This window comes from Nonomuraea sp. NPDC059023 (genome assembly GCF_042740095.1).
Lineage (GTDB): Bacteria > Actinomycetota > Actinomycetes > Streptosporangiales > Streptosporangiaceae > Nonomuraea.
In genome coordinates, this window is the sequence record NZ_JBHYIO010000002.1 from 289,390 (window position 1) to 309,314 (window position 19,925).

The 19,925-nt window shown below is 71.7% G+C and carries 16 protein-coding genes and 1 other RNA gene; 7 read left to right on the plus strand and 10 right to left on the minus strand.

The genetic code is table 11. The annotated features are described in order from the left end of the window. Positions 1–9: 9 nt before the first annotated feature. From ACFWYW_RS04685 to ACFWYW_RS04700, 4 genes are all read right to left on the minus strand, one after another. Positions 10–768, minus strand: coding sequence for a GNAT family N-acetyltransferase (locus ACFWYW_RS04685; RefSeq protein ID WP_379609681.1), 759 nt, complete (start codon positions 766–768; stop codon positions 10–12). Between the two features lie 7 nt (positions 769–775). Continuing rightward, positions 776–1,864 carry a M20/M25/M40 family metallo-hydrolase gene (locus ACFWYW_RS04690; protein ID WP_379609682.1) on the minus strand — a complete coding sequence of 363 codons (1,089 nt, stop codon included), beginning with the start codon at positions 1,862–1,864 and terminating at the stop codon, positions 776–778. Next, the gene (locus ACFWYW_RS04695; protein ID WP_379609683.1) at positions 1,861–2,889 is read right to left on the minus strand and encodes a dipeptidase; all 1,029 of its coding nucleotides are present in this window, start codon (positions 2,887–2,889) and stop codon (positions 1,861–1,863) included. The genes ACFWYW_RS04690 and ACFWYW_RS04695 overlap by 4 nt, the downstream gene beginning before the upstream one ends. 100 nt (positions 2,890–2,989) lie before the next feature. After that, positions 2,990–4,741, minus strand: coding sequence for a flavin-containing monooxygenase (locus ACFWYW_RS04700; RefSeq protein WP_379609684.1), 1,752 nt, complete (start codon positions 4,739–4,741; stop codon positions 2,990–2,992). Positions 4,742–4,848: 107 nt separating this feature from the next. Here ACFWYW_RS04700 and ACFWYW_RS04705 point away from each other — a divergent pair, with 107 nt between their 5' ends. From ACFWYW_RS04705 to ACFWYW_RS04730, 6 genes are all read left to right on the plus strand, one after another. Further along, positions 4,849–5,649, plus strand: a complete 801-nt coding sequence (locus ACFWYW_RS04705; RefSeq protein WP_379609685.1) for a Nif3-like dinuclear metal center hexameric protein — start codon at positions 4,849–4,851, stop codon at positions 5,647–5,649. 2 nt (positions 5,650–5,651) lie between these two features. After that, entirely contained in the window at positions 5,652–6,392 is a 741-nt protein-coding gene (locus ACFWYW_RS04710) for a zinc ribbon domain-containing protein (protein ID WP_379609686.1), read from the plus strand. Beyond that, positions 6,389–7,930 carry a histidine phosphatase family protein gene (locus ACFWYW_RS04715; protein WP_379609687.1) on the plus strand — a complete coding sequence of 514 codons (1,542 nt, stop codon included), beginning with the start codon at positions 6,389–6,391 and terminating at the stop codon, positions 7,928–7,930. Before ACFWYW_RS04710 ends, ACFWYW_RS04715 begins: the two co-directional genes overlap by 4 nt. Positions 7,931–7,957: 27 nt before the next feature. Further along, positions 7,958–8,347: RNase P RNA component class A (rnpB, locus tag ACFWYW_RS04720), an RNA gene on the plus strand. Between the two features lie 46 nt (positions 8,348–8,393). After that, on the plus strand, positions 8,394–8,699 hold the full coding sequence (locus ACFWYW_RS04725; protein ID WP_379640907.1) for a hypothetical protein: 306 nt from the start codon (positions 8,394–8,396) through the stop codon (positions 8,697–8,699). Positions 8,700–8,731: 32 nt separating this feature from the next. Beyond that, a complete protein-coding gene (locus ACFWYW_RS04730; RefSeq protein WP_379609688.1) occupies positions 8,732–9,199 on the plus strand; it encodes a GNAT family N-acetyltransferase in 468 nt (155 codons plus the stop codon). A gap of 97 nt (positions 9,200–9,296) precedes the next feature. Here ACFWYW_RS04730 and ACFWYW_RS04735 read toward each other — a convergent pair whose 3' ends face one another. The 4 genes from ACFWYW_RS04735 to ACFWYW_RS04750 form a co-directional block, all read right to left on the minus strand. Beyond that, the gene (locus ACFWYW_RS04735) at positions 9,297–10,310 is read right to left on the minus strand and encodes an NAD-dependent epimerase/dehydratase family protein (RefSeq protein WP_379609689.1); all 1,014 of its coding nucleotides are present in this window, start codon (positions 10,308–10,310) and stop codon (positions 9,297–9,299) included. 34 nt (positions 10,311–10,344) lie between these two features. Continuing rightward, positions 10,345–12,561, minus strand: a complete 2,217-nt coding sequence (locus tag ACFWYW_RS04740; RefSeq protein WP_379609690.1) for a SulP family inorganic anion transporter — start codon at positions 12,559–12,561, stop codon at positions 10,345–10,347. A 58-nt stretch (positions 12,562–12,619) separates the two neighbouring features. Continuing rightward, a complete protein-coding gene (locus tag ACFWYW_RS04745) occupies positions 12,620–14,098 on the minus strand; it encodes a hypothetical protein (protein ID WP_379609691.1) in 1,479 nt (492 codons plus the stop codon). Between the two features lie 183 nt (positions 14,099–14,281). Continuing rightward, on the minus strand, positions 14,282–14,854 hold the full coding sequence (locus ACFWYW_RS04750; protein WP_379609692.1) for a YbhB/YbcL family Raf kinase inhibitor-like protein: 573 nt from the start codon (positions 14,852–14,854) through the stop codon (positions 14,282–14,284). A gap of 108 nt (positions 14,855–14,962) precedes the next feature. Between ACFWYW_RS04750 and ACFWYW_RS04755 the strand changes: the two genes are divergently transcribed. Beyond that, positions 14,963–18,118 carry a BTAD domain-containing putative transcriptional regulator gene (locus ACFWYW_RS04755; protein WP_379640909.1) on the plus strand — a complete coding sequence of 1,052 codons (3,156 nt, stop codon included), beginning with the start codon at positions 14,963–14,965 and terminating at the stop codon, positions 18,116–18,118. On the opposite strand, the gene ACFWYW_RS04760 is transcribed toward ACFWYW_RS04755, so the two are convergent. Both ACFWYW_RS04760 and ACFWYW_RS04765 read right to left on the minus strand, forming a co-directional pair. Further along, positions 18,102–18,899: an ABC transporter permease gene (locus ACFWYW_RS04760; protein ID WP_379609695.1), complete on the minus strand. Its 798-nt coding sequence runs from the start codon at positions 18,897–18,899 to the stop codon at positions 18,102–18,104. The two genes, ACFWYW_RS04755 and ACFWYW_RS04760, sit on opposite strands and share 17 nt — an antisense overlap. Further along, positions 18,900–19,847 carry an ATP-binding cassette domain-containing protein gene (locus ACFWYW_RS04765; protein ID WP_379609696.1) on the minus strand — a complete coding sequence of 316 codons (948 nt, stop codon included), beginning with the start codon at positions 19,845–19,847 and terminating at the stop codon, positions 18,900–18,902. Between the last annotated feature and the right edge of the window lie 78 nt (positions 19,848–19,925).

Genomic DNA, 19,925 nt, shown 5'->3' on the forward strand with positions numbered 1-19,925 from the left:
GCACCGACGTTAGCCAGGCTGTTCGCGCTCTGACAGCTTTAGTACATATTCTCCACGGTCCGTGAAATCCACGACCCGCGCGCCCTCGCCCATCAGCCCGCCCAGAACCTCGCGCAGCGCCATCCGCCACGCCTTGCCCGCCTCGGGGTTCTCCCGCCGCAGCGTCTCGATGTCGCGCGGCGTCGCCACCAGCACGACGGGCCCCTCAACCGGCCCCACGACGGGCATCCCGTCCCGCTCCGCCACTCCGGCCGTGGCGTTCTCGATCGGGTACGGCGCCGCCGCCTCGTCCAGCCGCCACACCGCCAGCAGCCGGTCGGACCGGTCGCCCTCGTTGATGGCGTCGACCATGACCCCGTAGAAGTCCTCCAGGTACTCCTCCGGCCGCGCGCCCAGCTTCACCAGGTTGAAGCGGGCGTTACGCCGTACGAGCGGGTCGAACGTCCAGCTGATCTTCGTGATTCCCCTGGCCAGCGCCCAGTCGCGCTGGTGCCGCTTGAGCGGCAGCCCGATGCCCTGGCCGGGCAGCGCGCCGGTCACGTGGGAGTGCAGGGTGCCGCCCGCGGCCAGGATTCCCACCGATCCGCCGACCAGTTCCCCGTCACGGTAGGCCCCGGCCACGTAGCCGCCCGTGTGCGAGAACACCTTCATCAGCTCCACGGTCACCGGCGGGTTGCCCGGTTCCGGCTGCCAGATGTCGTCGAACAGGCGGTGCAGTTCGGCGAACTCCCGCCGGTCGTGGAGTTCGCGGATCTCGAGGTCGCTCACGTGTCCCTCACTCGCCCGCCAGGACCGCCGACACCAGAGCGCGCAGGAGCTCCGTGCGGCGCGGCATCTCGGCGACGATCACGTGTTCGTGGTCGGCGTGCGCGCCGCCGCCCACGCCGCCCAGCCCGTCGAGGGTGCGGCAGCCGACCCCGGCGGTGAAGTTGCCGTCGGAGGCGCCGCCCACGTGCGCGCTGGTCAGGGGTTCCGGGCTGAGCCGCTGGGCCAGCGCGAACAGCTCCGCAGACATGGCCTCCTCCAGCGGCGGCCGGTTCGGTCCGCCGCTGACCTCGATCCGGGTGCCGGGGGTCGTGGGGGACAGGGCGCGCATGAGCTCGTCCACGCGGGTCTGCGCCGCCGCCGACGACACCCGCACGTCCACGCCGACCCGGGCGTGCGCGGGCACGGTGTTGACGGTCGAGCCGCCGGACAGCACGGTCGGCGTGACCGTGGTGGCCGTGGCCCGGGGCAGCTCGCCGCCGTCGACGATCCGGGCCAGTTCGTCGATGGCGAGGATCTGGCGGGCCAGTTCGACGCCCGCGTTGGCGCCGTTCCACGGTTCGAGTCCGGCGTGGGCGGCCTTGCCGTACACCTCGACCCGATAGTCGGAGGTGCCCTTGCGGGCGGTCTTCAGCGCGCCGCCGTCGGCGCTGGCCTCCAGCACGAACGTGGCGGCCAGCCCGCGCGCGGTCTCCTCGATCAGCCCGCTGGACGTCGTCGAGCCGACCTCCTCGTCGCCGGTGATCAGCACGCTGACCCCGTCGAGGCTCGGCAGGCCCGCCAGCGCGTGGAACGTCTGCACGAGCCCGGCCTTCATGTCGAACACGCCCGGCCCGCGCGCCACGCCGTCCACCACCGACCACGGGTGGGTGCGCAGCGTGCCCATCGGCCAGACGGTGTCGTGGTGGCCGAGCAGGAGCACGCGGGGCTCGCCGAACGTCCAGCGCAGGTGGCTGACGCCGTCCACGACGATGAACTCGGGCTCGGCGCCGAGGTGCCGGGCGCCCATCGCCCCCACGACCTTGGCGCTGCGCGCGACCGCCTCCAGATCGCTGGAGAACGACTCACACGTGACCAGCTCTTCGAGTTCCGCGATCATACGAGCAGCTCCCCCAGGAAACGGTGGACGTTCCCACCGATGATCTTCACGACGTCGTTTTCCGGCACCCCGCGCCGCAGCAGCCCCTCGGTGACCATCGGCAGCCCCGCCGGGCCCTCCAGCCCGGGGATCGCCTGCAGCGGGTCCACGCCACGCAGGTTGACGTCCTCGCAGCAGGGCGGCGTGAGCTCCTTCAGCACCTCGTACACGAAGTCCGGGCCCAGACCCACGTGGTCGATCCCGGCCACCGTGGCGATGTGCTCGATGTGGTCGAGCAGGTTGTCGAGCTGAGCCTTCGAGCCGTCCTCCAGCAGGAACGGGGCGAAGAAGTTCACGCACACCACGCCGCCGCCCGCCGCCACGGCGCGCAACTGGTCGTCGGTGAGGTTGCGGTGGTGGTCGCGCAGCGCGCGGGCGCTCGAATGCGTCGCCAGGAGCGGCCTGGCCGACAACTCCAGCACGTGCGCCACCCCCGACGCGCCCAGGTGCGAGATGTCGAACACCATCCCCAGCCGCTCCATCTCCCGCAGCGCCGCCACGCCGTGGGAGGTCAGGCCGCTGCCGGTGGCGTCCTCGCCGCTGCCGTCGGCCAGCGGGGTGCGCCCCCAGTGCGCGATCGAGGCGACCCGCACGCCCAGCCGGTGAAGGGTCGAGATCAGCTCCACACTGGCGTCGAGTCCCGGCATGCTCTCCATCGCCAGGACGAGCGCGATCTTCCCGTCCGCGAGCGCCGCGTCGATCTCCGCTCCGGTACGGCACAGCGCCACGGCACCGGAGTTGCCCTCGGCGATCACGTGGGCACACTCGACCATGCGCAACGTCTGCCGGAGCGCGCCTTCCGGGCGGTACTGGTCGTCGATGAACACCGGCAGCACCTGCAGGTTCACCCCGCCCGCCTGAAGCTGGGGCAGCCAGCGCTCGCGGAAGAACGAAGCCCAGTTCTCCGCCGGTCGCGCCGAGACCGCCATCAGCAGGTCGTTGTGCGTGTCGGCCACGACCGAACGCTGGTGGAGGGGTGTTGTCATGCCAACGACGTTATCGCGCCAGGTGGCCGTGATCGCTCGTACCCCAGGCCAAATCCACCCCCGGTGGATGGGACCGCGCGACAAACGATGCCGTGCCCCGCTAGCCGAAACGGTAGGCGGGTAGTGGCGGTAGCGCGGTCAGCTTCCGGTACAAGGGAGTGGGGCCGGGCCAGTTGTTGGTGACGCGGCCTTCGCTGGTCTTGTACCAGCTCCGGCAGCCGTTCCCCCACACCATGCGCGCCATGGCCACGTCCAGTTGCCTGCTCCACGCCGTCATCGCCTCGGGCCTGACCTCCATCGGTCCCCGGTCCGAGAGGTACGGCAGGCAGTTCATGATGTGGTTCACCTGGCATTCGATCATGAAGATGATCGAGTTGTGGCCCAGGTTGGTGTTGGGGCCGTACAGCAGGAACAGGTTCGGGAAGTCCGGCACCGAGATGCCCAGGTACGCCTCCGCCCCCTGCTTCCACCGCTCGTCCAGCCGCTGCCCGCCACGGCCCGTGAACGCGATCGGCGCGAGGAACTCGGTGCTCCTGAACCCCGTCCCGTAGATGATCGTGTCCGCCTCGCGCAGCCCCCGCGTGGTCTCGACCCCCTTGGCGGTGATGCGGACGATCCGGTCGGTCACCACGTCCACGTTGGGCCGGGTGAGCGCGGGATAGAACCTGCTGTCGATGACCACCCGCTTGCAGCCCGGCGGGTAGTCGGGCGTGAGCTTGGCGCGCAGCCCGGGGTCGGCCACCTGCGCGCGCAGATGACCGAGGGCCCGCTTCCTGAGCAGCCCCTCGCTCCATCCGCGGGCCAGCGCCGGGTAGAGCGTGCCCTCGGCGTAGCGGTAGATCCATTCGCGGTACGCGCGCTGTAACCCGGGCACGAAGTGCAGCGCCAGCCGGGTCAGCGGTCCGAAGGCGGCGTCGGGCTTGGGGATGACCCAGTTCGGGGTGCGCTGGAACACGTCCAGATGCCCCGCCCTCCCCGCCACCGGCGGGATGAACTGCGCGGCCGACGACCCGGTGCCGATGACGGCTACCCGGCGGCCGCTGAGGTCGTGGTCGTGGTTCCAGCGAGCGGAGTGGAAGGAGACGCCTTCGAAGTCCGCCATGCCGGGGATGTCGGGCACCAAGGGCCGATTCAGCTGCCCAACCCCGGCCACGACGACATCGAACTCCTCAATCCGCACACCTCCCACCCCGAGCACTGACCGCTCATCCCGAGGCCCGTCGTCCTGCGGTCCGTCCACCCGCGGGCTGTCAGCCCTGGGTCCCTCGTCCTCGGGGATGTCAGCTCCAAGGATGTCAGCCCCAGGTCTCTCATCCCGAGGGACGTCAGCCCCAGGGATGCCAGCCCCAGGTCTCTCAGTCCCAGGGATGTCAGCCCGTAGGCCGTCGTTCCCGGGGCTGTCGGCCTGGGGTCCGTCGTGCCGGAGGCCGTCCGGCGGGCTGGTTCCGGGGTTCGGGGGTGGGGTGGACTGGGTGGCGGGGGCGTCGGCCGTACCGGAGGGGCGGGTGGTGAGGTGCCAGTGGTCGCCGTCGAAGACCGCCGCCGAGACCTCGGTGTGAAAGCGGATTTTCCCCCTGACGCCGTATTTATCGGCGCAATGGGCGAGATAGCCCAGTATCTCGGGCTGGCCGGGGTAGCGGCGGGTCCACGAGGCGTACTTCTCGAAGGAGAAGGAGTACAGATGGGAGGGGATGTCGCAGCCCGCGCCCGGATAGCTGTTGTCGCGCCACGTGCCGCCGACCTCGCCCGCCTTCTCGAAGACGGTGTAGGAGGTGATGCCCGCCCGTTCGAGCTGGATCGCCATGCAGAGCCCACCGAATCCCGCACCGATGATCGCGATCCTAGGTGACATAACGCCCTCCGCGTCAGGATCCACTTACATTACGCCGAACCCTGTTCGGACGACACCCCCGCCACAACACGCCTGACGCCTCGGTCCGGGCCGGTAGTCTGCGCAGCGTGACGCTGGCAGAAGTGATCGGAACGCTCGAAACGGCCTACCCGCCCGCCACCGCCGAATCCTGGGACGCGGTCGGCCTGGTCTGCGGCGACCCCACGCTTGAGGTGCGGAAAGTCCTGTTCGCGGTGGATCCGGTGGCGGTGGTCGCGGAGGAGGCCATCGCGTGGGGAGCCGATCTGATCGTCACCCACCACCCTCTCTACCTGCGCGGCACCACGAGCGTCGCCACCACCACCCCCAAGGGTCGCCTGGTCCATACCCTCATCAAGCACGACATAGCCCTCTACACCGCTCACACCAATGCCGACGTCGCCAACCCCGGCGTATCCGACGCGCTGGCCCGAGCCGTGGGCCTGACCGGCGACCTCGTGCCGCTGAGTCCCTTCCCCGACGACCCCTGGCGCGGCCTGGGCCGGATCGGCACGCTGCCGTCCCCCGTCACGCTGGGCGACTTCGCCGAGCGGGCGGCCGATGGCCTGCCCAAGACGTCCTGGGGTATCCGGGTGGCGGGGGATCTGTCCCGTCAGGTCTCGCGCGTCGCCGTCAGCGGGGGCGCGGGCGACTCCCTCCTCGGTACGGCCCGCGCCGCCGGAGTAGACGTCTTCCTGACCGCCGATCTGCGGCACCACCCGGCCAGCGAGTTCATGGAGGCCGACGGTCCGGCGCTCATCGACGCCGCGCACTGGGCCACCGAATGGCCATGGCTGGACAGCGCCGCGTCCATCCTGGCCTCGAGTGGCGTTAACGTTGAGACGCGCGTCTCCGCCACGGTCACCGATGCTTGGACAAGAGGATATTGATCATGAAAGCAGCCCCTGAAGCACAGAAGCGACTGCTCGACCTGGCAGAGCTCGACTCCGCGGCCGACCGGCTGGCCCACCGCCGCCGTACCCTGCCTGAGCTGGCCGAGATCGACGAGCAGACCAAGCGGTTCGCCAAGCTCTCGACCGAGGTGATCGAGGCCGAGACCGAGGCGGGCGACCTGGCGCGCGAGCAGACCAAGGCCGAAGCGGACGTCGACACCGTGCGCACCCGATCGGAACGCGACCAGAAGCGCCTCGACTCCGGCGCCGTGACCTCCCCCAAGGACCTGGCCAGCCTGCAGTCCGAGATCACCTCGTTGCACCGCCGCCAGGGTGACCTGGAAGAGGTCGTCCTGGAGATCATGGAACGCCGTGAGGCCGCCGACGCCAAGGCCGTCGACCTGGTCGCCCAGCGCGACGCCCTCGCCTCCACCAGGGCCGTCGCCGAGGACCGCCGCGACGCCGCGCTCGCCGAGATCGACAAGGACGCCGCCGACGTGCAGCAGCGCCGCGGTGACGTCGTCACGGACATCCCCGCCGACCTGATGACCCTCTACACCAAGCTCAAGGGTCAGTACGGCGTCGCCGCCGCCATGCTCTACCGGGGCCAGTGCCAGGGCTGCAAGGTGTCGCTGTCCATCGCCGAGATGAACCGCATCAAGGCCGCGCCCCACGACGAGGTCCTGCGCTGCGACGAGTGCCGCAGGATCCTGGTCCGTACGCCAGAGTCGGGCCTGTGACCTCGTACATCATCGAGGCCGACGGCGGCTCACGGGGCAACCCGGGCCCCGCGGGTTACGGCGCCGTCGTCCTCGACGCCGCCGACCGGCAGGTGCTGGCCGAGACCGCCGAGGCGATCGGCGTCGCCACCAACAACGTGGCCGAGTACCGCGGCCTGATCGCCGGCCTGACCGAGGTGCTGCGGCTGGGCGGCGAGGGCGCCACCGTGGCGGTGCGCATGGACTCCAAGCTGGTCGTCGAGCAGATGGCCGGAAACTGGAAGATCAAGAACGAGGGCTTGCGCCCGCTCGCCCTGGAGGCCAACCGGCTGGCCGGGCGGCTACGGGTGACCGAGTGGACCTGGATCCCCCGGGAACGCAACAAACACGCCGACCGCCTGGCCAACGAGGCCATGGACGCCGCGGCCAAGGGCCTGGCGTGGCAGGCCGGCGACCAACCCGACCCCGAACCCCCAACCCGCGCAGACCGTGGCGAACCCGCCCTTCCGAGCGAACCACCGGCGGCACCCGCCAGCCAGCGTGGATCCGGCGAACCAGGCACCGGGAGCCGAGCCGGTGAGTCAGGCGCCGGGGGCAGAGCGGGTGAGCCGGGTACCAGGGGCAGAGCGGGTGAGCTGGGCGCCAGGGGCGAAGTCGGCGAGCCAGGCACCGGGAGTGGAGCCGGTGAGCCGGGAACCAGGGGCGAAGTCGGTGAGCCGGGCATCGGAGCCCGTGAGCCTGGCGCGTCCAAAGCTGGCCGGGGCGCTGCCGGGCAGGCGGCCGGCGGGGCCGGGCAGACGGAGCTTTTCGTCGACGGTGGTGCACCGGCCGGAGCGGTGGCGCGCAAGACGCCGCCTCCCAGCGCGGATCTGTCGGCGCCCTCCGCCTCCACCGCCGCGCGCCAGACCAGGGCCAAGGGGTCGGGCTGGGGTGACGCCACGCGCGTCGCCACCTCCCTGCTGCTGCTGCGCCACGGCGAGACCCCGCTGTCGGTGGAGCGGCGCTTCTCCGGTCTGGGGGACGCCGAGCTCACCCCCAACGGCCTGGCCCAGGCAGCGGCGGCCGCGGAGAGGTTGTCGCGGGAGCCGTACCGGCTGGATGTGATTGTGAGCTCGCCGCTCAAGCGCGCCCGGCAGACCGCGGAGGCGGTCGCGGCCCGCGCGGGGCTCGGCGTGGAGGTGGACGAAGACCTCAGGGAGACCGATTTCGGGGCGTGGGAGGGGCACACGTTCACCGAGATCCAAAGGCGCTGGCCAGAGGAACTGGCCGCGTGGCTGGCCGAGCCGTCGGTGGCTCCGCCGGACGGCGAGAGCTTCGCCGAGGCCGCCCGCCGGGTGCAGCGCGTCAGGGACCGCCTGGTCGAGCAGCATCTGGGCAAGACGGTCCTGGTCGTGTCGCACGTGACGCCGATCAAGATGCTGCTGCGGTTCGCGCTGATGGCGCCGCCGGCGGCGTTGTACCGGATGCACCTCGACCTGGCCTGCCTGAGCCTGGTCGACTATTACGCGGACGGCAACGCCGTGGTGAAGGCGTTCAACGACACCGCGCACCTGCGCTGAAAAAGGAGTGATAACCTCGCTGCCAGACGAGCCGGCCGGGCGGCCGCGTCGGGCCCGCGAGGGTCCGCCGAGGAAGGTCCGGGCTCCACAGGGCAGGGTGGTCGGTAACGCCGACCCGGGGTGACCCGCGGGACAGTGCCACAGAGAACAGACCGCCTCCCCTTTTCGGGGAGGTAAGGGTGAAACGGTGGTGTAAGAGACCACCAGCGCCCACGGTGACGTGGGCGGCTCGGTAAACCCCACCTGGAGCAAGGTCAAGAAGGGCGTCTCGCGAGAGGCGCCCGCGCACGGCGTTCGAGGGCTGCCCGCCCGAGCCGCGCGGGTAGACCGCTTGAGGCCGCCGGCAACGGCGGCCCTAGATGGATGGTCGCCCCCTCACCAGAGGGACAGAACCCGGCCTACAGGCCGGCTCGTCACCATAGTCTGGCTGGAACGTTCCCCTTTTCGTGTCTACGGTCCGCATATGGCCGACAGGCGGCAGCACGTGAAGGGGCACTACCGGCGACGCCCTGGAGGCGGCCGGACCTGGGTGCGGCCGCACCTGCGCATGGGGCGGGTCGCCGGAGCCTCGGTGGGGGTCTTTGCCCTGCTGCTGGGGATCTGGCTGGCGGCCGGGGCGATGGGAAGCGGTGCGGAGCCGGTGCCGCCCTCGCCCCTGCCCGCGAGCGAACCGCCCCCACCCGCCCCGCCGACCGAACCTCCGCCGCCGGAGCCGCCGCCGGAGCCGCCCGCTGAGTCGCCTCCTCCGGATCCGCCCACGGGTGGATAAGGCCCGGGCGGGACTCGGTTAACCTGAGGCACATGATTCGACCCGCGACCCCCGACGACGTCTCCGAGATCCTGGCCATGGTCGCTGAGCTGGCCGATTACGAGAAGGTGCCCCACGAGGCCAGGGCGACCGAGGAGCAGTTGCGTACGGCCCTGTTCGGGGAGCGGCCCGCCGCCTTCGCGCACGTGGCCGAGGATGATGGGGAGCTCGCCGGGTTCGCGTTGTGGTTTCTGAGCTTCTCGACGTGGCGTGGCGTACACGGGATCTATCTTGAGGACCTCTACGTGAGGCCGCAGCACCGAGGCGGCGGGTACGGCAGGGCGCTGCTGGCCGAACTGGCCAAGATCTGTGTGGACCGGGGCTACCAGCGCCTGGAATGGTCGGTTCTCGACTGGAACGCCCCTGCCATCGGTTTCTACAAGAAGCTCGGCGCCATCCCCATGGACGAGTGGACCGTCTACCGCCTCACCGACGAGCCGTTGCGGGCCCTGGCGGAGTGAGAGGCGGAGGCATCGGCAACCCCGCCCCTCACTCACGTCCCTGGGAGTCGGGACGCTCTTCACGCTAGAACCGGGGAATGGCCCCGTCTGCGGAAGATTACGCAGAACGGGCGGCCCAGGCGGCCAGGATGGCCTGCTCCTTCTCGGGTTCCATGCCGTGCTTGTGCTTCTTGCCGTAGACCCGCTCGTCCTCGGGGATCTGCCGCAGCCACTCCCAGGTGTCGCGCACGGTGTCGGCCACGGGACGGCTGCGCAGCCCCGCCGCCTCGGCCTTGGCGGTCGAGACGGTCCAGAAGTTGGCCATGTCGGGCTGGGCGGGAGCCCACAGCGGAAGCTCCATCCACACGCCGGCCTCGTGCTCGATCAGGAAGTCATCGGCGATCCACACGAACTCCGCGTCCGACCCGGTCTCCCGCTTGCACATCCCCAGCCACTCGCCGTAGGTGGCGTTGCCCCGCGGCCCGGTGACGATGAACCGGTCGGCCACGCCCTTCTCGGCCTGGTCCAGCGTGAAGACGGCGATGTCGCGGGCGTCGATGAGCTGCATGGGCTGCGCCGGGTCGCCGGGGGCCAGCACCTTGCCGCCCTTCGAGACCCTGGTCAGCCACCACGGCAGGCGGGCGACGTTCTCGTGGGGGCCGAGGATGAGGCCGGGCTGGATGATCAGGGCGTTGCCCGCGAAGCCCTGCTCGACGGCGCGCTCGCAGCCCGCCTTGAGCACGCCGTAGTCACCGGCGTCGGAACCGGCGTCCGGCGCGCAGTCCCAGAGCGGGCTGTCCTCCGAGGTCTGCTCGGCGGGAAAGTTCTTGAAGGCGGAGATGGTGGAGATGAAGGCGTACGTCGCCGCCCGCCCGGACAGCAGCCGCACCGCCTCGCCCACCACCTTCGGCACATAACCGGAGGAGTCGACCACCAGATCCCAGGTGCGCCCGTCGACCAGCCGCTCCAGGTCCGCGGTGACCTCGCGATCCCCGTGCACCGCCTCGACACCGGGCAGGTCGGGCCCGCTCTGACCTCTGTTGAACGTCGTGACCTCATGTCCTCTGTCGAGCGCTTCCTGCACGATCGCGCGGCCGAGGAACGCGGAACCTCCGATGACCAGAACTCTCATAACTGCATTCTTCGCGTACGGCCCGCCAATTCCGTCACCTCTTCACCGAGAGCGTAGAAGGCAGCGGCGGCAGCATGTGCACCCGAGCCGACCCGATGTCGAAGTAGAGCCCGACCAGCTCCAGCTCCCCGGCCTTCACCTGCTCGTCCACCCGCCGGTACGTGCGCAGGTTGAGCAGCTGCTGCTGCACGTTGACCCGGCACAGCCGATCCAGCGGCCCGCTGTCGCTCCCGTCGCTCTCGGATTCGATGAACCGGGCCAGGCTGTGGTTGCCGTGCCGCAGCCAGCGCCGCAGCCCAGGCAGGCTGCCCGCCTGAAGCCCGCCGCTGAGCAGCCCGGTCATCGCGCCGCAGCCCGAGTGCCCGCACACCGTGATCGTGCGCACCCCCAGCACCTGCGTGGCGAACTCGATCGCGGCCACGACCGAGTCGTCGTGCGGCTCGCTGCCGCGCCGGGGCACGAGATTGCCGATGTTGCGCACGGTGAACAGATCGCCGGGGCCGCTCGCGGTGATCAGGCTCGGCATCACCCGCGAGTCGGCGCAGGTGATGAACAGGTGCGAGGGCGTCTGCCTGCGGGCCAGCTCGGTGAAGATGGGACGGACCAGCGGAGCCGTACGCCGGTGGAACTCACGCGCGCCCGCCGTCAGCTGGCACTCGACCTCGACCGGTCCGACCTGCTGCGGCACCAGCGACGGCCGGACGGTACGCCGTCGGCGGTGCGCCCACGGCAGCCACCAGCGGTCCGGCGCCCGCGGCGGGGTCTTGGCGGGGAACATGCGCGAGCCCGAGGCCGCCATCGCGTACCACTCGTCGTGCATGTCGTCGATGTCCACGTGACCGCCCATCCGCTCGTGGTCCACCCGCCACGAGTGGATCGCCTCGAACGCGGCGTTGTCCATGAAGTCGATGTTGAGGTCGAGGTCGACGCTGGCGCCCTCGGGGATCGAGCGCAGCTCGGCGGTCAGCCGGGGCACGCCGAGGAAGGTGAGCGAGCCGGAGATCGTCGCGTGGTAGTGGCCGTCCTCCTCCGGGCGTACGTTCACCGTCACCCAGGTCAACCGGCGCAGGGCCAGCAGCGCGGCCAGGCCCAGCCCGGCCACCACGCCCTCGGCCAGCCCGAGCAGGACGACGCCGACCAGGGTCACGATGTAGACGGGCACCTCGCCGTGGCCGTGCACCTTCCTGACATGGCCCAGGTTGACCATCTGAACGCCGATGAAGACCAGCAGCGCGGCCAGCGCCTCCATCGGGATCAGCTGGATCGACCAGCCGAAGCCCAGCGCGAACAGCAGCATCCAGACGCCGTGCAGCACCGTCGACCAGCGGCTGCGCGCGCCCGCCTTGACGTTGGCGGTGCTGCGCACGATCGCCCCCGCCACCGGCACCCCGCCGAGCGCCCCGGTCACCATGTTGGCCACGCCCTGGCCGGTCAGCTCGGTGTCGAGGTCGGAGCGCGGGCCCTTGTGCGTGCCGTCGACCGCGACCGAGCACAGCAGCGACTCCACGCTGGCCAGCAGCGCGACGAGAAGCACCGCGACGACGATACGGTGCCCGTCGCCCTGCGGCAGCACCGGGAAGGCCCAGTCGGTGAAGCTGCCGGACAGGTCGACCCTTGTCACGTTCCAGCCGAACGCCCACGCCGTCACCGCGGCGGCCAGCAACGCGGCCAGCGGCGCCGGCACGGCCCTGACCGGTTTCGGGAGCTTCGACCAGATCGCCAGTACCGCGATCGTCAGCACGCCGACCGCGAAGCCGTGGTCGTGATGGGCGGCGATCTGCGCGGGCAACTCGATGAGGTTGGCGATCGCCGAGGTCTGCGGGCTGCCGCCGAGCACCACGTGCAACTGCGACAGGGCGATGACCACGCCCACCCCGGCCAGCGTGCCGTGGATGACCGCGGGCGAGACGGCCAGCGTGGCCCGTGCCGCGCGGAAGAGGCCGAGGACGATCTGCACCGCGCCGGCCAGCAGGGTGATCATGCAGGTGGCGCGCCAGCCGTACGTGTGCACCAAGTCCACCACGACGAGCGACAGACCGGCGGCGGGCCCGCTCACCTGTACGGCGGAGCCGCCCAGCGCGCCCGCCACGATGCCGCCCACCACGCCCGAGATCAGGCCCGCGGCGAGCGGCGCCCCGGAGGCCATGGCGATACCCAAGGACAGGGGCACCGCGACGAGGAACACCACCAGCGAGGCGGGCAGATCGTATCGGAGCGTGCGGATCACGCTACTCTGTGTGTCCCTGATCATGCGAGCAACTCTAGTGCCCTACTGACCAGGGATTACGCCTAACTCGGGCTTTTGATGATCACCGGTAGTAGTCGGGATAGTCCTGCTGCTCGGGCGCCCGGCGGCGGCCGCCCTGGCGGGCCGGCTGCTGCTCCTGGCCGTTGGGGTACATCTCGCCGTAGCTCGGCCAGCCGGGGCCGCTCGCGGGCGGCTCGGGCCAGGCGGCGCCGGGAGTGGCGGCATTGGCCGGGGCGTAGTCGCCCGTCTCGTAGGCGGGGTAGGGGGCGGGCTGGGGCGCGGGCTGCGCGGTGGGGGCGGCCAGCACGTCGTCGTAGGCGGAGACCGCGCGGGCGGGCGCCGTGGGGGTGCCGGAGGCGGGCGTGGGGCCGGTGACCTCACTGTCATCGGCGACGGCCCAGCCGGCGCGGACCTCGTAGGAGTTCGGGAAGTCGTTGGCGGGCGGAGCGGCGTACGCGCCCTCGAAGGCCGGCCAGGAGTCCGCCGGGCCCGGCGTCACGGGCGTCGGGTCGTCGAGCACGTCGCGCACCGGCGTCGCCGGCCACGAGCCGGAGGCGGTGGGAGCCGGGGAGACCGGGCTCTGCCACGTCTCGGCGTTGTTGACGTAGGCGGGGAAGGGGTCGCTGGTGGGCGCGCCGTGCAGGGAGCCGTTGGGGATCGCGGTGAACGAGCCGCTGTTGGTGGGGGTGAACGACGGCGAGGGCGGCGGGGTGGTGGGGGCCGCGGGGAAGGTGCCGCTGTTGCGGGCGGGCTCCTGGCGGGGCGGCGGGGGCACGGGCTGGGCGCCGGCGCCCAGGATGCTCATCACGTCCGAGGTCGGGGCGGCGAAGGTCACGGTGCGCTGGTCGGCCAGGTCGGCGGTGGACGGAGCGGGAGCGGGGGCGGCCGCCTTCTTGGCCCGCCGCGACGGGCGCGTGGGCGGGGCGGGGGCCTCGCTCGGGACCGCTTCCATGTGCTGCGTCGGCTCGACCAGGTCGGCCAGGTTCGCCTTGGCCGCCGCGGGGGCGGGCGTGGGAGTGCGCTGCGGCAGCGGCTGCTGGACGGTGGCGGCGTTGGGGTCGGGTTCCGCGGCGGCGCTCACCGGCTGTTCCGGCTTCACCGGGCGCGGGGCGCCCATCGGACGGTCGACGTTCACCGGGCGGGAGGCGCCCTTGCGGGCCGCGACGGTGCCGCCGGCGCCGAAGCCGCCTTCCTCCGCATCGCTGCGGATGTTCGCCCAGAACTCCTCGTCCTCGTCATCGGAGCTCGGGTTGCCCCACTCGTCGACGCCGCGTTTGCCACGCTGGCCGGTGCGTACCGGCCGGGGCTGCTTCACCTCGTCGATCGGGCTGAAGTCCGGGCTGAAGTTGTTCATCCGGGGCTCGTGCGCCGCGAACTCGTCGGTCGAACGCGCTGTCCTCATCTCTTCCCGGTCGGCCATCTCCTTCAGCCGCTCCGGAGGCAGGGAACTCTCCCTCTTGTTCATCGAACGCATGCCCAGTGCCACGACGACGAGCACGAGGAGCACGACAGCGACCAAGCTGACTACGACCGCGATCATTGCACCACCCTCAAAGCCATGGCCTCCCAGTGGCGCCGGTGAGATCGCGCGGCCATCGACGCGACCTGCCCCCATTGATCACCGACGTCTAACAATTGGATCTGATTCTGTCGGACCACTATGAGCGTTGTCACACCCTAAGTGAAGAATTGGTAACCATTACTACCTGCGGTGTTCGACCTCTCACTCGATGTGGACCACCGTCAGTCGCCCCCGGGCGATGGTCCGGTCCGCGATGTTCTTCAGGACCTTGGGGAGAGAGGCGCCCCCTTCGACCGTCACCGGCTCGTCCAGCGCGTAGACGCTGAACCGATAGGTGGCCTCTTTGTCGCAGGGTGGCTCGTAACCTTCCTTGCCGCTGGTCACCTTGGCCTGGCCGGTGTCGTCGTCCGGCAGTGCCTCGGTGGCGTTGGGGCCGAGCTCGGTCCAGTCTGGCGGAATGTTGTAAACAACCCAGTTGACCGCGGGATTGGCGCCGGTGTGGGTGTCGAGCACGATCGCGATCGACTTGGCCCCAGGCAGCGGCTCACCCGACCAGCGCAGCGGCGGGCTGCCCTGGTTGCCCTTGCAGGAATATTCGCGGGGCAATGGCTTGCCCTCGCGCAGTTCTGGACTGGTGACGTTGAGCTGGCCGATGTCCTTGGCCATCGACCGGCCCGGAAGGAGCGCGCAGCCCGACGACGCGAGCGCCAGCGCGACCGCCGCCGAGAGGACGACGGCCCGTCGCACGCGTGTCGCCGTGTAACGCAGCCCCATGCCGGATGATGCTACGCGGCTCACGGCGGTGCGCCGACCGTTTCGCGAGGGTCGGTGGCGGGGGAAGGGCCGGAAATCATCCAGAATCATGGGATGGAGAAGGTGAGCTTGACCACAAGCATGACCTTCGCCATTCTCGGCCCGCTCGAGGTTCGCCGGGACGGCGAGGTCGTGGAGATCGCAGGTCAGAGGCTACGCACCCTCCTTGGCCTGCTGGTTGTCGAGGCGGGCAGGACCGTTCCCCTGGCGACGCTGATCGCCGGGGTGTGGGGGGACCGGCCGCCTGACGGGGTCGCCAATGCCCTTCAGGCACTGGTTTCCCGGCTTCGGGCGGCACTCGGCAAAAACCCGGTGCGCCAGCTCATCGTCGCGGAACAGGCCGGATACCGGCTGGTTGCCGGTCCCGACCAGGTGGACGCGCACCGCTTCGCCGTACTGGCCAGGCAAGGGCAGGCGCGGCTGGCCGAGGGGGACGCCGCGACGGCGGCGGGGGTGCTGCGGGAGGCGCTGGCGCTGTGGCGCGGGCCCGCGCTCGCCGGCCTCGCCGACCTGGAGGTGGTCGCGGCCTACGTCGCCCGTCTCGACCATCTCCGGCTGGCCGCGGCGGAGGACCGGATCGAGGCCGACCTGCGGCTCGGGCGGTCCGCCGACGCGCTCGACGGGCTGGCCGGGCTGCTGGCCGCCCACCCGCTGCGCGAGCGGCTGCACGGCCTGCGCATGCGCGCCCTCCACGGGGCGGGGCGCCGCGTGGAGGCGCTGGCCGCCTACGAGAGCGCCCGCCGTTCCTTCCGCGACGCCTTGGGCGCCGATCCCTCTCCCGAACTGGCCCGGATCCACCTGAACCTGCTCCGCGACGAGCCCGCGGCCCGCACCGAAGAGCCCCGTGAGCGGCGGGCGGGGAATCTGCGGGCCAGGCTGACGAGCTTCGTCGGCCGTGATCGTGATGTTGCTCACATCGGCGACCTTCTGGGCCGGCACCGCCTCGTCACCGTGCTCGGACCCGGCGGCGCCGGCAAGACCCGGCTCGCCGTCGAGGCCGCCGCCGCGCTCGCGCCGCCCGGCGGGGCCTGGCTGGTGGAACTGGCCGGAGCCGCGGACGTCGCGCAGGCCGTGTCCGCCGCCCTGGACCTGCGTGACGGCACCCGCGTGCCGGGCCCCGAGCTCCCGATCGAGCGGCTCGTGCGGCTCATCGGCGACCGCGAGCCGCTGATCGTCCTGGACAACTGCGAGCACGTGATCGACGCCGCCGCCGAGGTGGCCGAGCGCGTGCTCGCCGCCTGCCCCGGGGTACGCGTGCTGGCCACCAGCCGCGAACCCCTCGCTGTCACCGGCGAGACGAGCTGGGCCGTGCCGCCGCTGGAACTGCCCCCGCCCGGTGCCGGCGACCCCCGCGAGTACGCGGCCGTGCGGCTGTTCGCCGACCGGGCGGCGGCGGTCCGCCCAGGCTACGCGCCGGACGCCGCCGAGGCCGCCGAGGTCGCGCGGATCTGCCGGGCGCTGGACGGGCTGCCGCTGGCCATCGAGCTGGCCGCCGCGCGGATGCGCTCGCTCGGCGCGGGCGAGGTGGCGGCGCGCCTGGGCGACCGGTTCTCGTTGCTGACGAGCGGCAGCCGTACGGCCCAGCCGCGCCACCAGACGCTCCGGGCGGTGGTGTCGTGGAGCTGGGACCTGCTGCCGGAACCCGAGCGCGAGCTGGCCGCCCGGATGTCCGTCTTCGCGGGCGGGGCCACGCTGGAGGCCGTGGAGCAGGTGTGCGCCGCCGACCTGGAGCCCCTGACCCGGCTGGTGGACAAATCCCTCGTCGTGTTCGAGTCCGGGCGCTACCGCATGCTGGAAACCATCCGCGCCTTCGCCGCCGAGCACCTGCCCGGGGGTGACCGGATCCGGCGCGCGCACGCCGCGTACTATCTCCGCTTCGCCGAGGACGCCGAGCCCGGCCTGCGCGCGGCCGGTCAGCTCCGGCACCTCGCCGCGCTCACCGCCGAGCACGACAACCTCGACGCCGCGCTCCGCTGGTGCGTGGCGGACGCGGCGGCCGATCCCGAGGCGGGGGAGATGGCGTTGCGGCTGGTGGGGGCGCTCGGGTGGTACTGGTGGCTGCGGGGCAGCCGGCTCGAAGGCGCCCAGCGCTCGGCCGAGGCGCTGGCCGCGGCGCCGTCGGCTCCCGCGCACCTGCGTGCCCTGGGGCTGGCCGTACACGGGATCAACGCCGTCGGCGCGGCGCTGCCGTGGGAGGGGGCGCGCGCCGCGCTCGCGCAGGCCCGCCGTCTCGGCGGTCCTGGTCATCCGCTGGTCGCGCTGGCCATGCCCATGTTCGTCCTGTACGGCGGCGCCCAGCAGACCTCCCGGGAAACCGGCGACCCCATGGCCGGCGACCTGCTGAACCACGCCGACCCGTGGGTCGTCGCCTCCGGCCACCTCATGGCCGGCCTGCTCAGCTACTACAGCGGCCACATCGCCGCCTGTGAGGCCGATCTGCGGGCGGCGCTCACCGGCTACCGCGCGGTGGGCGACCGGTGGGGCATCAGCTCCGCCCTCGCCGCCGTGGCCGACCTCCACGTGCTGCGCGGCGAGATCCACCAGGGCATCGAGGTCATGGGCGAAGCCCTGGAGGTCATGCAGACGCTCGGCGCCGTCGAGGACACCCCCTACCTGCGCGCCCGCCTCGCGATCGCGCTCAACCTGGCCGGCGACCGCGCCCGCGCGGAGCGCCACCTGGCCGAGATCGCCGGCCTGGTCGTCCGCTTCGGCGACCGGGTGGGCGAGGCCGGGGTCACCGCCGCCCAGGGCGACCTGGCCCGCCACGACGGCGACCTGCCCACGGCGCTGGCCTGTTACGGGCGGGCGATGGCCATCATGGAGTCCTCCGACGGAGTGCCCAAGCCGATGATCGCCGCCGTCAACACCGCGCTGGCCCTGGTCGCCCTGGACAAGGGCCGGCTGCCCGACGCCCGCCGCCATCTCACGCTGGCCCTGGAGCAGGCCGCCGCCTCGGGCGACGCGCAGCTGACCGGCCTGGCCGTGGTGGGCTGCGCCGCGCACGCGCTGGCGACCGGCGACGCCGCCAGCGCGGCCGTCCTGCTGGGCGCGGCCGCCGCGGTCAAGGGCCTCACCACGGTCGTGGACCCCGACCACGCCCGGATCACCCACGACACCCGCTCCGCTCTGCCACCCGGCTCCTTCGACATCCACTTCGCCCAGGGTCAGACCCTCGACCGGCCCGCCGCCCTGGCTATGGCCGGTTCGCTCACACGCGGGTCCTGAAGACCCTGATGGCCAGCGGCGCGAACACCGCCACGAACCCGGCCGCCCACAGCAGCGAGACCAGCGCCGGCGTCGCCACCTCGCCCCCGATGAGCAGCCCCCGGATCGCGTCGGCCAGGTAGGAGACAGGGTTGACCTCCGACCAGGCCCGCAACCAGGCCGGGAACGTCGCCGGATCGACCAGCGCGCTGCTCGTGAAGGTCAGCGGCATCATGGCGGAGAACGTGATCATCTGCACCTTCTCCGGACTCGACGCCCTGAGCCCGATCAGCACCGACATCCACGACATGGCCAGCGCGACCACGACCAGCAGCGCGAGCGCCCCGAGCACCCCGGCCACGCTCGTCTGGACCCGGAAGCCCAGCACCATCCCGAGCCCCATCAGCAGCGCGAACGCCCACACCTGCTTGAACGTGTCCGCGACGATCCGCCCCGCCAGCGGCGCCGTGCGCGCGATGGGCAGGCTCCGCAGCCGGTCGAACACCCCCTTGCTGATGTCGGTGTTGAGCCCGATCGCCGTGGACAGGGTGTAGAACAGTGCGTTCTGCACCACCAGGCCGGGCAGCGCGAACTGCAGGTAGTCCCCGGTGGAGCCGGAGATCGCGCCGCCGAACACATACGTGAACAGCAGCAGGAACATGATCGGCTGGATGCTCAGGTCGAGCAGGTCCCAGGGGTTGTGCTTGACCTGCACCAGGCTCCGCCAGGCCAGCGTGGACGTCTGCCGGACGGTCGCGCCCACCCCGGCCCGCCGTTCCAAGCGCACAGCCGTCGCCGCCATCTAGACCACCACCTTGGAATCGGCACGGTGGCCGGTCAGCGAAAGGAACACCTCGTCCAGGCTGGACTTGCGCAGGGCGAGCTCGGCGGCCACCACCCCCAGCTCGTCCAGCCGCCGCACCACCGCGGGCACCACCCGCGGATCGTGCACCGCCGCCGTCACCTTCCCGCCGGCGACCTCGGGCGGCGTCTCCACCACGGCCCGGACCACCTCGGCCACCAGGTCGAGCTGGTCGGACCGCAGCGGGCTCACCTCCAGCACCTGCGCGCCCGTCATGGACTTGAGCTGGTCGGAGGTTCCGGAGGCGATCACCCTGCCGTGGTCGAACACCACGATGTCGTCGGCCAGCTGGTCGGCCTCCTCCAGATACTGGGTGGTCAGCAGCACGGTCACGCCGTCGGCCATCAACCCCCGCACCACACCCCACAGGTCGGTACGGCTGCGCGGATCCAGCCCCGTCGTCGGCTCGTCGAGGAACAGCACCTGAGGCCGCCCCACCAGACTCGCCGCCAGGTCGAGGCGCCTGCGCATGCCGCCGGAGAAGGTCTTGGCGGCCCGGCCGCCCGCGTCGGCCAGGTCGAAACGATCGAGCAACTGCCGCGCCCGCGCCCGCGACTCCGGCCTGGACAGGCCGAGCAGGCGGCCGATCATGAGCAGATTTTCCACGCCGGTCAGCATCTCGTCGACCGCCGCGTACTGCCCGGTCAGGCCGATCAGCGAGCGCACCTGATGGGACTGGCGCACCACGTCGAACCCGCCCACCGAGGCCCGGCCCGCGTCGGGGGCCAGCAGGGTGGCGAGGATCCTGACGGCGGTGGTCTTGCCCGCCCCGTTGGGGCCCAGCACGCCGAGCAGTCTTCCCGGCGGCACCGCCAGGTCGACACCGGCCAGCGCGGTGGTCTCGCCGTAGCGCTTGGCGAGGCCCTCGGCCTCGATCGCGTATCGCATGGACCCCACTGTGGCCCACGTCACTGACAGTTCTCTGACCCCGCGTGCGGGCCGCTGAGATAACGCTGACGCGAGCCG

What these genes read in the sequence shown, in the direction of transcription:
- ACFWYW_RS04690 (WP_379609682.1), bottom strand. Translation starts at nt 1,864, where the DNA reads ATGATCGCGGAACTCGAAGAGCTGGTCACGTGTGAGTCGTTCTCCAGC.
- ACFWYW_RS04695 (WP_379609683.1), bottom strand. Translation starts at nt 2,889, where the DNA reads ATGACAACACCCCTCCACCAGCGTTCGGTCGTGGCCGACACGCACAAC.
- ACFWYW_RS04700 (WP_379609684.1), bottom strand. Translation starts at nt 4,741, where the DNA reads ATGTCACCTAGGATCGCGATCATCGGTGCGGGATTCGGTGGGCTCTGC.
- ACFWYW_RS04710 (WP_379609686.1), top strand. Translation starts at nt 5,652, where the DNA reads ATGAAAGCAGCCCCTGAAGCACAGAAGCGACTGCTCGACCTGGCAGAG.
- ACFWYW_RS04725 (WP_379640907.1), top strand. Translation starts at nt 8,394, where the DNA reads ATGGCCGACAGGCGGCAGCACGTGAAGGGGCACTACCGGCGACGCCCT.
- ACFWYW_RS04730 (WP_379609688.1), top strand. Translation starts at nt 8,732, where the DNA reads ATGATTCGACCCGCGACCCCCGACGACGTCTCCGAGATCCTGGCCATG.
- ACFWYW_RS04735 (WP_379609689.1), bottom strand. Translation starts at nt 10,310, where the DNA reads ATGAGAGTTCTGGTCATCGGAGGTTCCGCGTTCCTCGGCCGCGCGATC.
- ACFWYW_RS04740 (WP_379609690.1), bottom strand. Translation starts at nt 12,561, where the DNA reads ATGATCAGGGACACACAGAGTAGCGTGATCCGCACGCTCCGATACGAT.
- ACFWYW_RS04745 (WP_379609691.1), bottom strand. Translation starts at nt 14,098, where the DNA reads ATGATCGCGGTCGTAGTCAGCTTGGTCGCTGTCGTGCTCCTCGTGCTC.
- ACFWYW_RS04750 (WP_379609692.1), bottom strand. Translation starts at nt 14,854, where the DNA reads ATGGGGCTGCGTTACACGGCGACACGCGTGCGACGGGCCGTCGTCCTC.
- ACFWYW_RS04760 (WP_379609695.1), bottom strand. Translation starts at nt 18,899, where the DNA reads ATGGCGGCGACGGCTGTGCGCTTGGAACGGCGGGCCGGGGTGGGCGCG.
- ACFWYW_RS04765 (WP_379609696.1), bottom strand. Translation starts at nt 19,847, where the DNA reads ATGCGATACGCGATCGAGGCCGAGGGCCTCGCCAAGCGCTACGGCGAG.